This window comes from Paenibacillus sp. JCM 9796 (assembly GCF_055379675.1).
Map to the genome: position 1 here is coordinate 1010013 of NZ_AP043723.1, position 12062 is coordinate 1022074.

Annotated in this window: 10 protein-coding genes; 4 read left to right on the forward strand and 6 right to left on the reverse strand. The window is 55.1% G+C overall.

Annotated features, from left to right (window positions below):
* Positions 1–15: 15 nt before the first annotated feature.
* From ACZ439_RS04905 to ACZ439_RS04920, 4 genes are all read right to left on the reverse strand, one after another.
* On the reverse strand, positions 16–162 hold the full coding sequence (locus tag ACZ439_RS04905) for a hypothetical protein (RefSeq protein WP_464620714.1): 147 nt from the start codon (positions 160–162) through the stop codon (positions 16–18).
* On the reverse strand, positions 149–1681 hold the full coding sequence (locus tag ACZ439_RS04910) for a YcdB/YcdC domain-containing protein (protein ID WP_430105600.1): 1533 nt from the start codon (positions 1679–1681) through the stop codon (positions 149–151). Before ACZ439_RS04910 ends, ACZ439_RS04905 begins: the two co-directional genes overlap by 14 nt.
* 268 nt (positions 1682–1949) lie before the next feature.
* Positions 1950–2192 carry an extracellular solute-binding protein gene (locus ACZ439_RS04915; RefSeq protein ID WP_054800292.1) on the reverse strand — a complete coding sequence of 81 codons (243 nt, stop codon included), beginning with the start codon at positions 2190–2192 and terminating at the stop codon, positions 1950–1952.
* 447 nt (positions 2193–2639) lie between these two features.
* Positions 2640–5222 (reverse strand): adenosylcobalamin-dependent ribonucleoside-diphosphate reductase, encoded by a 2583-nt coding sequence (locus ACZ439_RS04920; protein WP_054798158.1) that lies wholly within the window; start codon positions 5220–5222, stop codon positions 2640–2642.
* A gap of 455 nt (positions 5223–5677) precedes the next feature.
* Between ACZ439_RS04920 and dat the strand changes: the two genes are divergently transcribed.
* The gene (dat, locus tag ACZ439_RS04925; protein ID WP_054798159.1) at positions 5678–6517 is read left to right on the forward strand and encodes a D-amino-acid transaminase; all 840 of its coding nucleotides are present in this window, start codon (positions 5678–5680) and stop codon (positions 6515–6517) included.
* Positions 6518–6624: 107 nt separating this feature from the next.
* Here dat and ACZ439_RS04930 read toward each other — a convergent pair whose 3' ends face one another.
* Positions 6625–7470, reverse strand: a complete 846-nt coding sequence (locus ACZ439_RS04930) for a lipoate--protein ligase family protein (protein ID WP_054798160.1) — start codon at positions 7468–7470, stop codon at positions 6625–6627.
* A 212-nt stretch (positions 7471–7682) separates the two neighbouring features.
* On the opposite strand from ACZ439_RS04930, the gene ACZ439_RS04935 reads away from it, so the two are divergent.
* The 3 genes from ACZ439_RS04935 (at position 7683) to ACZ439_RS04945 (ending at position 11648) form a co-directional block, all read left to right on the forward strand.
* On the forward strand, positions 7683–9494 hold the full coding sequence (locus ACZ439_RS04935; protein ID WP_464620715.1) for a DEAD/DEAH box helicase: 1812 nt from the start codon (positions 7683–7685) through the stop codon (positions 9492–9494).
* Positions 9491–10549 carry a YqhG family protein gene (locus ACZ439_RS04940; protein ID WP_464620716.1) on the forward strand — a complete coding sequence of 353 codons (1059 nt, stop codon included), beginning with the start codon at positions 9491–9493 and terminating at the stop codon, positions 10547–10549. Before ACZ439_RS04935 ends, ACZ439_RS04940 begins: the two co-directional genes overlap by 4 nt.
* Before the next feature lie 160 nt (positions 10550–10709).
* A complete protein-coding gene (locus ACZ439_RS04945) occupies positions 10710–11648 on the forward strand; it encodes a hypothetical protein (RefSeq protein WP_464620717.1) in 939 nt (312 codons plus the stop codon).
* A 136-nt stretch (positions 11649–11784) separates the two neighbouring features.
* Here ACZ439_RS04945 and ACZ439_RS04950 read toward each other — a convergent pair whose 3' ends face one another.
* Positions 11785–11988 carry a YqzE family protein gene (locus ACZ439_RS04950; protein WP_054800490.1) on the reverse strand — a complete coding sequence of 68 codons (204 nt, stop codon included), beginning with the start codon at positions 11986–11988 and terminating at the stop codon, positions 11785–11787.
* Positions 11989–12062: the final 74 nt, after the last annotated feature.

Genomic DNA, 12062 nt, shown 5'->3' on the forward strand with positions numbered 1-12062 from the left:
ATGTTCCTCCTCATATCAAAAGAAAATCGCTTTAATTGCTTGGTATGCCGCAATACCAAATGCAATACCCAAAACTGAAATTAACCCTTTTTTCAATTGGATCGGCTCCTTCTGTTGTGGTTCATTCGTGATTTCTTCCTCGTTTTCTTCAAATCTTGTCATTCGAGCAAATCAGCTCGCCCGTGATGGCGTCGATACAACGAATTTCCCGTTCCTTATCCCGGTGGACCGGTGTATAAATGAGCTGATAAGGCAACTTCACATCCCTGCGGTTTCTTTTCCAGCTTAGCTTGAGGTCCAGCTTCTCTAAGTAAATTTGCTTCGCCCGATTTTCGTCAATCATAGGGGTTACAGGGACGCCGGCGAGAAGAGCGGGGTTAAAGTCAAGGCCGGAATACTGCACGACTCTTCCCGTCGTACGGTTCACATCAAGAGTTAGCAATTGAAGGTAAACCGGAATATCCTTAATCCGTATACGGAATTGGAATCGTTCAGTGGAACTTGTTTCCGGAGAGCGGCCCTCTGTAACTTTTAATTGCAAATATTTCGTATAATCGGGAAGCGCCTGCTTTAAAAAACGTAACGCGACAGTGAGGCATTGCTGCCGACCCAACCAATGCGGGCCTTGCTGCTTTAAAAATGACATGAACGATAAAACCCGGCCGTCGCTTTTGTTGACAATCGCTTTGATGGTTTGTGCGGATCTTTTATAAAAAAAGCCGTCTAGCGAGGTATCATGTGAGCCTCCATCCCTATCTCGGCTGCCCCATACGACGCCGACGATTTCGCCCAAACCTTTTTCCCGCAGCTTGATGAAATCGTTGCCGGCAACGCCAACGATCTCCTCTGTCGTCCGTGACGATTCAATTTCACCATGTATTTCGGGCACAGAAATATAGGCGGTTTCCGCTGCGTCATCACCGTCGCTTATCATCAGTTCTCCTGTTTCCGCATTGATGCTGTGTACTTGCTGCACCGGAACGTATACGAGCCTCAGCTCCTCTTTCTCAAGGTCGAGGATTTGCGGATTTAGCGCGACTACGGCGAGACGGATATGAAGAGCGTCCGTGACACCGGGCAAAAGCGTATCTTTCGGAATAGGCGAAGAGATCTCCGGAAAAAATGATGATCGTCCGTAGTATCGGAATTGAATGACTTGGCCCGAGAGGCTTATCTCGGCAAACCAACCGGTCACCGGCAACGGCATGCCTGAACACATCTCGGCATATGCAAAGCGAATCGACCTTTGTCCATGAATCGCTTTCGTTAAGGAAAAAACCGCTGACTCATTCGGATAATGCAGTTCCAAAAAATGTTCGGCACGTTGTTGAAGCGACCACACAAGCAGTTCGCTCTCCGGTGATTCAAGCTCTTCCCGAGAATAGCTTATAAGGTTTCCGTTTCCTTGAAGAGTAAGATGGATGCTTGCTCCCGTTTCTATATCGGACCATACAAACAACGCTCGCTCGCTTCCGCTTTCTGAATCCCCAGAGAAATCTTCTATTTCCAGCCGGTGACATTCTGAGATATGGGCTATTCTTATTGCTTGCTGACGCAAAGCATGTGTGTCCATCGGCGTATTCCCCCTGTTTGAGTCACATGAGTAACACTGCCCCAAGCATAATGCTTCAATATGAACATTGTGTAAACAATTGATGAATGGGACTGAAACATACAACATAAAATACAGGACGGTTTATTTATCATTTGTTCATACTCATCCTGTACGCTTTATCGCGGCGATCCTCATGCTGGCGATCGTGCCATGCGGCACAGCGGCGGAAACGTCCTGCTTTAAACCGCTGGACTAAGACGAGAAAGCCAATTATTTTACAACGAGTAAGCATTCAATATGCTGTAAAAGCAACGGAGACGATAGATGTGTCAGTTACCATACTTCTTGCTGACTTGGCGAAGCTCCACCGCAGGATTGTGACCAGGGCCGGGTGCTATTGCTGGGGTTGATCCACTTTTTGCGTTAACATCCATTGCCCTTTCTCCTCCATTCTCGTTCCCATAACGCCGCTTCCGAAGCCGTAAATTCGTCCCTCGCCTTCCCCCTTCGTCGGGAAGCGCTTGGCAAGAGCAAGTACATCGTCCCAAGTCATTGCATTCGTAGGATAGGGAACCCCATACCGATCGAATAAATCTTTATTATAAAAGAGCGCTCTGGTGCTGATGCTGGGGGCCAATCCGACCAACCGCCCGTTTCGAAGTAATTTGGTTTCTTAACTTTTGGAAGAGATTGTCCATAAACAATTCACTATTAGAATATGCTGCTTTTTGAAAAATTGGATCTTTAGTCTTTAAAAAAGCCCGGATTGATTCAAGGTAATTAGCAAAGGTTTCTTCACTCGACAACTTATCAATATAACGGTCCAATACAGCGATAAGAAAGCGACTTTTTCGGAATCATTTAGCAAAGTCATTTTTTTCACCCGCTTCTTTCGTTTCTTGCATCATAACCAATTATAACAAAACAAGCGATCAATCGAGATAAGGTTTAAACCGCCTTCTCGATAATCGCTTGTTTATGTGACCACGCTTAGTCACATTGCCAGTTTTGCCATCATTTGTAGCCACTTTCGCAGCTTCAATGATTCATCACAAAATCTGAAGAGGCCTCACGGCCTCTTTCCTTACGAACATCTGCTGTATCCGCAGTTGGAGCAGTTTTTGCAGCCTTCGCTGTTGATCAGCGAGGCGGAGCCGCAGGACGGGCACAGGTCAAGGGATGTGGCCGCGTTGCGGGTAACCGCGTATTGGGCGGTAGTTTCCATCACGACTTCTTGCGTGGCCGTGATGTAGTCTTCGGCGGTATCGGTGAAATCGCCATGCATTTCAAGCGCTTTGGCCACTGCGTCAGCGATCGATTCAACGCGGTTGGCGCCGAATCCGATGGCGCCGGAACCGCCGATGCCCTTCAGGTGCTTCACGAGCAGCTGTACTTTGTTGCCGTGATCGCCGTAGCGGAGGAACAAGGAGCAGACGCGGCCGAGTGCTTCGGACATCGCGAACACGTCGGAGCCGGCCTTGCCTACGTTCAAGAAAATTTCGCTCGGCGTGCCGTTCATATCATTGATCGTAATGTACGCCATGCCGAAAGGCGTATTGAATTTATAAGTCGCACCGCGCAGCGCTTGCGGACGGCGCTTATACTGCTTGTCGAACACTTCCTCCGTCTTCGCGTCGATGTTCACGGACAGCGATTGCGACAAGCTGGACAACGAGGAATGGTCGTTGGCATTCTCTGCAGACGCGGCCGGAGCCTGCTCGACCTTCTTCTCTTCCTTCTTCTCCGTGCTGAGCACCTGTACGTCGCGGCTGCCGTCACGGTAAATCGTTACGCCTTTGCAGCCGAGATCGAAAGCAAGCTCGTACAAGCGTTTCGTTTCTTCGACCGTGAAATCGGACGGGCAGTTCGCTGTTTTCGAAATGGAACTGTCCACCCACTTCTGGATGGCCGCCTGCACACGGATATGATCCTCCGCAGACAAATCCATCGATGTAACGAAATAATCCGGGAGCTCTTCGTTCGGATGCTGATCCTTCCACTGCTGAGCGATCGGAACGTACTGCTTGTCGAATCCGAGTCGGCTTTGGCGGTAATATTCGAAGGCAAAGTACGGTTCGATTCCCGTCGATGTGCCGACCATCGTCCCCGTGCTGCCCGTAGGCGCTTGAGTAATGACCGTCACATTGCGCATGCCCTTCTTCTTCACGGCGGCGCCGACTTCCGGATATACGGAGGTCATCGATTTCATAAAGCCGCTTTGCAGGAATTTATCGGCCTCGAATTGGGTAAACGAGCCCTTCTCCTCGGCGATATCCGCAGAAGCGAGGTAAGCCTCCCGCGCCATAAAGCCATAAATTTTATCCAAAAACTGCAGCGATTCCGGACTGCCGTAACGAATGCCGAGCTTTATCATCAATTCCGCCAGCCCCATCGATCCTAGGCCGATACGGCGTTCATTCTGCTGGTTAAGACGGTTTTCTTCGAAATGGTAAGGCGTCTTGTCGATGACGTTGTCCAAGAACCGTGTCGAGTAACGAACGACTTTGGCCAGTTCATCCCAGTCGACGTCGTGATTCGCCTCATCGTAAAACTTCGACAGATTTACGGCCGACAAGTTGCAGACGCCCCAAGCGGGAAGCCCTTGTTCGCCGCACGGATTCGTGCAAATGATCGGGTTGAAGTACCAGCTGTTGGACATCTGGTTGTAATATTCCATAAAAACGACGCCGGGCTCCGCCGATCTCCAAGCGGACTCGATGATCGTATGCCAAACGTCGCGCGCTTTGACCGTACGGTAGGTAATAACGGCTTTGCCGGTCTTCCGCCACTTCTCCAGATCGCCGTCCCAAATGTCGTTGTACTCGGGGTCGGTCGTATCCGGGTATACGAGCTCCCAGTCCAAATCTTCCTTAACGGCTTTCATGAAGCTGTTGCTCACGCAAACCGACAGGTTGGCGTTCGTAATTTGCCCCATCGTCTGTTTGACGGTGATGAAATCGACCACGTCCGGATGCCAGTCGTTGATCATCAGCATCAGCGCGCCGCGGCGGCTTCCGCCCTGTTCGATCAAGCCGGTCGTATAGCTGAACAGCCCTCCCCATGAAACGGCGCCGCTGGAGGAACCGTTCACGCCTCTGACAACGGAACGCCGCGGACGGAGCGAGGACAGATTGATCCCTACACCTCCGCCGCGCGCCATAATTTCCGTCATCTCCGACAGCGTCGCCATAATGCCGCCGCGGCTGTCATGCGGAGACGGAATGACGTAACAGTTAAACAGCGTAAGCTCGTCGCTGGCGTCCGCTCCTGCGGCGATGCGCCCGCCGGGAACCAGCTTCCAGTCGTCCAATATATAACGGAACTTGTCCGTCCATTCTTCGCGCTTCTCCGGTGTTCCCTCTACTGATGCCATGGCAGCGGCCAAGCGATCCCACATTTGCTGCGGTGTTTTCTCAAGCGTTAAGGTCAGCTTCTCGACCGACGACTCTACGACGTCGCCGCTGCGCAGCTTCACTTTAACTTGTCTGCCCTGACGTTCAATCACTTCACCGACTTCCTTCGCGGGAAATTTCGGATCATCTTTGGTCAATACCAGAACCGTATCGCCCACCTTCGTATGGCTCGTATCGGCGTCCTTCATAGCGTAACGGTCCAGAAATATTTTCTCGCTTAAACCTTCCAATTTGGTCTGCTGCGTAGTTTTCAAAACAACAACCTCCCGGAATAAATGATCAGCCAATTCGTCAAATCACAATATCTGGTATGCGAAATTCATTATACAATACAATATATAGTGTATCGAATGAGATATCCTTGAAATTGCCGAGTTAGTCCGAGCCTCTCCCGAATTCTCTTCAATTTTCTTCGTTTTGCTCTCTGTTTCGTTCACCATAACTATAGTTTATTCGACAAAATCCGTTTCTTCTAACGCGTGGGAAGAGGACTTTCGACACGTTGACGAGCCCTTCACTTCGTCTCGAACCGTCCCTCACTGCGATCTGGACGGGCCTTTTGTACCTGAGCCTATAATCGGCCTTTCAAACTTTTGACAACTCCGTACAACGTTGTTAGTCTAAAATTATCATAACACAAGCATCCGCAGAAACGCAAACACACGTTCCCGTTTCCGCGCAACCTGTATAACTTAAGGAGGATCATGCGATGCCGCAGCAAATATGGTTCCAGCAAGGGCTGCTTTCCAAAGAAGAGGTTCGAATTTCACCCGATGACCGCGGGTATTATTTTGGGGACGGCATTTATGAAGTGTTTCGCGTGTATCACGGCCGTCTCTTCGAAGCAGACGCCCATTTCGACCGGTTGGAGCGGACGGCTGCCGCCCTGCGGATCCCGCTTCCGCTCCCCCGCGAAGCGATGGCTGCGAAGCTCCGGGAACTGATTGCGGCGAACGAGCTGCAAACGGGCACCGTTTACATGCAAATCACACGCGGAGAAGCCCCGCGCTCCCACCCGTTCCCGGCCGACGCCGCACCGGTGCTGTTCGCTTCCGCGTCGGAATACGGACGGCCCCTTGCCTCCATGCAGCAAGGGATTAGCGCCGTAACGGCGGAAGATATCCGCTGGCTGCGCTGCGACTTGAAGACGCTCAACTTATTGCCGAACGTGCTTGCGAAGCAGGAGGCGCTTGATCGCGGCGCGGACGAGGTGATCCTGCACCGCAGCGGCACGGTAACCGAGTGCAGCGCGTCCAACGTCATGATCGTCCGGGACGGGGCCGTCTGCACGCACCCGGCCAACCATCTCATTTTGCACGGGATCACAAGGCTGGTGGTACTTCGGCTCGCCCGGGAGCTCGGCATTCCCGTCATCGAAGAGCCGTTCACGATCGACATGCTCCGGGAAGCCGACGAAGCGTTCATTACCGGTACAACGGTGGAGGTGACGCCGATCGTCCGCATCGATGACGCCCCTGTGGCTCAAGGCATCCCCGGTCCGGTCACACGAAGGCTGCAGGCAGCCTTTGAGCTATTAATCGGCCTTTAAATCCGCTTTGCGCTCTGCGCGGTCCCCACAACAAAAACTGTACCGCCGTCCAACGTATCGCGCATGCGCCGTCAGGGGCGGTACAGGGTTTTCCCATTCAAGATCCGTTATCTCCGCAAATTCCATTCGCGGTTATCGTACTTCTCCTTCACCAGCTGCTGCGCCAGCTCGCGCTCGTACAAGGTCAGCTCGCCTTCCACGAGCCGGATGCCAAGCCCTTCGGCGATGCCGGCGGCGAACGCCTCGTCCACAGCCTCAAGCCCGACGGCGTCTCGTCCGGCATCCCGCATCAAATCATTGATGGCCACCGCTTTGCGGAGGAATTGCTGTTTCATCCGATCCTTCACCTTATCGCTGGAGAACAGCAGCAAATCGAACAGCGCATCCGCGTCCAGATCGAGCAGGATCGAGCCGTGCTGCAGCACGACGCCTTTCGCCCGCGTTTGCGCGCTGCCCGCCACTTTCCGGCCCTCCACGACCAGCTCGTACCACGAAGGAGAATCGAAACAAGCCGCCGAGCCCATGGACGCGTACTTCTGCTGGTCGTCCTCGCTTGCCAGCTGCACCATATCGGCTTCCAGCCCCAAACGGCGGAACCCGAGCAGCAGCCCGTGGCTGAGCACCCTGTACGCCTCCGTCACGCTGCCCGGAATGCCCGGATAGTCCTCGGAGACGATGATACTGTAGGTCAGCTCCTGATCATGAAGTACCGCCCGTCCCCCGGTCGCCCGCCGGACGAAGCCGAGCCCCGCACGTTCCACCGCTGCGAAATCGACTTCATCCTTCGCCTTCTGAAAGTATCCGATCGACAGCGTCGCCGGCGACCAGCCGTAGAACCGCACCGTCGGCGGCACCTTCCCTTCGCTGTGCGCCGTCAAAATCGCCTCGTCGACCGCCATATTGTAGGCCGGAGCCCCATGCCCCGACCGAATGAACCGCCACTCTTCAACCATTCCCCATCACCAGCTTATATATAGGATCTGCGCCCCGAAAGTGCGCTTCCCTTCATCATAATGCATTCGAACGCCGTTTGAAAGCCCGCCCTTTCGTGCATACTAAAAATTAACTCTGGCTTGCCTGGTTAAAAAGCTCGGCTACCAGAACCGATGCAGCTTTTTAACCGATCTCTAGCATCGTGCCGATGAAAAAGGAGCGAAAAACCCTCATGCAACCTACCGAACGAAAAGAACACGTGCGGCCGTTGAACGAGCATGTCGAGCTGCATTTTGAACGGGATTGGTTCGAGGAGCTGCATGCCCGGGCGCAGCGTAACGGCCCATGGGACGATTGGACGATGTTCCGGCTGGCAATCGAAGCCGAGCGCTCCGGCTTAATCCGGTCGTTCGACGAGCTTCTGTGCCTGACGCATCTGCCCAATCTCGTGCCGATGGAGCATCAGATCGATACGGCCAGGAAGGTGCTCACCGAAATGCGCGGTCGCGCCATTCTCGCCGACGAGGTCGGTCTCGGGAAGACGATCGAGGCCGGTCTTATTTTGAAGGAATACTTGATTCGGGGTTTGATCAAAAAGGTGCTCATTCTCGTCCCCGCTTCCCTCGTGCTGCAGTGGGTCCGCGAGCTGAATCAGAAGTTCGGCATCCCCGCCGTCGCGCAGAAGAAGGAATATATGTGGGCGCAGAACGACATTATCGTCGCCTCGATGGATACCGCGAAACGCGACCCGCACCGCAGTATCGTGATGGAGCAAGAATACGACATGCTGATCATCGACGAGGCGCATAAGCTGAAAAACAAAAAAACGACCAATTACCAGTTCGTCATCGAGCTGCGCAAAAAATATTGCCTGCTGCTGACCGCCACCCCGGTGCAGAACGATCTCAAGGAGCTGTACAACCTGATCACGCTGCTGAAGCCGGGGCAGCTCGGCGGACAATCGAGCTTTCAAGCGAACTTTGTCGTCGACAAGCGGGTGCCGAAGAACGAAGGTCAGCTGCAGCAGGAGCTTAGTAAAGTGATGATCCGCAACCGGCGCAGCGACGGCAACGTCTCGTTCACGAAGCGCGTGGTGCGCAACATCCCGCTTCAGCTCTCCGCGGAGGAACAGGCGCTGTACGACGGCGTCACCGACTTCGTCAAAGGACGTTATGAGGAGTCCGGCGGCGATCTCAGCAGCATCCTCTCGCTCGTTACGCTGCAGCGCGAAGTGTGTTCGAGCCGCGACGCCGTGTTTATTACACTGGTCAATATGTTTAAGAAGACGGAAGAAGACTCGCCGATCCGCCCACGAATCTGGGCGCTGGTCGAGCTCATTCGCAGCATCAAAGCAAACACGAAGGCGGAGAAAGTGCTCGAGCTGATCGAGTCGATTCAGGACAAGGTCATTATTTTCACCGAATACCGCGCTTCGCAGGAGTATCTGCTGCAATATTTGAAGGACCGCAAAATTACCGCCGTCCCGTATCGCGGTGGAATGAACCGGGGCAAGAAGGATTGGATGATGGATCTGTTCCGCAACCGCGCGCAAGTGCTGATTGCGACCGAAGCCGGGGGCGAAGGCATCAACCTGCAGTTTTGCCACCATATGATCAACTTCGATTTGCCGTGGAACCCGATGCGCGTCGAGCAGCGGATCGGCCGGGTACACCGGTTAGGACAGGAGCAGGACGTGAAAATATATAACCTGTCGACAACAGGTACGATCGAGGAGCACATCCTTTCGCTGCTGCACGAGAAGATCAACATGTTCGAGCTCGTCATCGGCGGGCTGGATACGATTCTGGAGCGACTGGAGAAGACCACTTCCCTGGAATCGCATCTGGCGAAAATGATCCTGTCTTCACGCAGCCAAGACGACATCCGCCGGCAAATCGACGACCTCGGCCAATCGTTCACACAGCTGCGCAGCGAAGTGCAGGCCGAGGCGCAGGACGGCGAACGGCTGTCGTCGCTGCTGAACGCAGTCGGCCAAACCATTTCTCCGCATTCCGCCGCAGGCGGCGAGGAGGTGCAGGGATGACGATGAACGCGCAGCAAATTCAATCGTTCGTCCTCCGCTACCTCGAAGCCGAGCAGTGCGAAATTATGGAGAAGCATCCCGCTTACGTCACGGTGAAGCTGTCGCCGTCGGCCGATCGGGATTTAAGCCACCGGCCGTATTATTGGAGCTTCGTCGAACGCACCGGGGTCACGCCGGAGACGATGACATGCACCTTTATTTTCGACCCTGACGCATACCGCGAGCTCCATCCTCAGGTGCAGCAGCCCGGCATCAGCACCGCCGCGCCGCCGGGGATGGCCGGGGCGGGCGCGCCTGCGGGCGGCACAACCGGCGCAGCCGCAGGCAGCCCAAGCTCTGCCGCCGCGAACGGCCAGGCTGCGCCGCCGCTTCCGCAGCCGCAGGGCGACAGCATTCTCGGCCGTTACTTCGGCTTCGTGCCAACGGCGTTCACCGCACGAGTGCCGCGCGACGAGGTGACGTACGGCAGCCGCCGGCTGGAGCAAATTTTCGCCGCGGTGCGCGCCAAAGGGAAGTTCGTACGGCTGTTCGAGGCCTACGTGCCTCCGGAGCCGCGGCATACGCAAACGATCCCGTACGAAACGTGGCTCGCCGTCAACTACAAGGTCGAGCTGACGAGCGACATGAAGCGCAGCGAAATTCATTCGATCGGCATCCAGCTGCAAACGGGCGAAATCCGCGAGCAGTTCCAGGAATGGATCGCCGCCCGCAAGCTGACGCCGCGTCTCCCCGCTCATGTGTACGTGACGCCGGACAAGATTACGCTGCCGCGCGCCGTCCTGTTCCTGGAGCAGTACATGGAAGCGAAGCTGGCCGCCTACGATCACCGCTGGGCCGAGGAGGCCCGCCTCCGTCTCGCCGAAGAACACGCGCGCGTTCGCGATTACTACGAGCCGATGCTGCGGACGGCGGAGCCCGAAGCGCGCCCGGAGATCGAGGCGCAGTATGCGAATCGCACGCAAGAAGTGGAATGGCAGTATCGGCCGCGCGTCCAAATATCCGCCATCAATTGCGGATTGTTCCACGTCCCCGCTGCGAACGGGAGACTCTCCTGACGAACGCGCGCGAAAGCTAGCGTTTTTGCAGGAAAAGTATTTTCTAAGTATCTACAGGTTCTAACAAACTTTTCCCGGCATAACTTGTACAATAAGAGCATATTCGCTCTTGCGGCGCACAGGAACGATGCACCGACTCCACGCGAAGCAGGTGAATGATATGAAGAAGCTAACGATTCTGCTCTCGGCCTTGCTGATCGGGACAAGCCTGCTGGCCTTCGGGCCGGCGCCCGAAACCGTTTCCGTTCATGCCCGGCAGGACGAATTGCCCGCTGCCGCACTCAAGCAGGCTGTCGGCGCGCGGACCTTGCCGACCGGCGTCCCCGCTCCCGAACTGCGGGAAGCGGTCAACCGCTTTATCTCGCAGCTTGCCGAACAGCCCGGCTTCGATACCTGGCCGCAGGCCGAGTGGACAAGCCAGCCGCTCGGGCCCGGAACGCACGGATGGATCATCCTGGTCCGTTCCGGAGGACAAGAAATCGGCTATCTGGTCGTGCATGCCGACGAATCCGGCCAATACCTTCTGACCGAGTACGGTAAAGGCAGCTTCCCGCTTTTCAGCGCAAACACGCTGTACCAAAGTCTGGTACGGCTTGAACTTATCGAATATCCTTATCATGCCGAGCGTTTATATTGGAATCCGCTGCAGGCCGTTTGGAAGGTGTCCGTCGAGAACGCGGACCGGATTTGGTACCTCGACGCCAAGACGGGCGAGGAGCTGCCAATAGCCGAATCGGATCTGCCCTCCCCCGGAGAAAACATGTCTTCTTCCACCATGAAAACGTTCACGAAACTTGATTCGTCGCATACAATAATAGAAGCCGGAGAAACAACGCCTCACGATCCTTACGGCACCTTGCCTTGGGTGCGCGGCGAACAGGCTGCAGACGGCAGTTTCCCCCGGGTCCGCGAGCGGGTCGAGGCCGGGCAGCCGCCGGTTTTTGCGGCCGAGCTGTATAACGGCTCCGTCACTGTGCCGCTCGCCGTAGCCGGCTACCAGCTTTGGTCCGGCGGCGATTCGTTCGTACAGGTCGCGCAGGACGGCGACCGGTTCATTCCACTGGATGCGTTAGCGCGTCTGGGCCGTTTTTACCCTTAACCTACGGTTTTTCTCCTCTCTTCCCTATATATCGAAAAGCTTCCTGCGTTGCCGTCGGCAGCAGCCGTTCTTCCAGAACGCGCCCATGCTTTCGGGAACAAGAAGCTTTTCCTTTTTTTTTGCGGATCAAAGCGGCTCACCGTTCCTTTTCTTTACGCCGCCCCCAACGCCCCGACCACATCCGCAGCGCGAGCGGCAGCATGCCGAACCATCGAACCTCCCAATGCTCTTTTAATTCTTTCCGCCCGGCGCGCGCCTGCTTACGCACTTCCTTCGGCGTTTCCATGTACCTCACGACCCGTTCGATCACATATTTCGCGAGCTCGTCGCCCTTGACCATGCGCACCTCTCTCCTTTCCTCATCAGTATGCGCACCGGGGGGGTGCCGCAAACCCGAAAACCGACTTATAATAA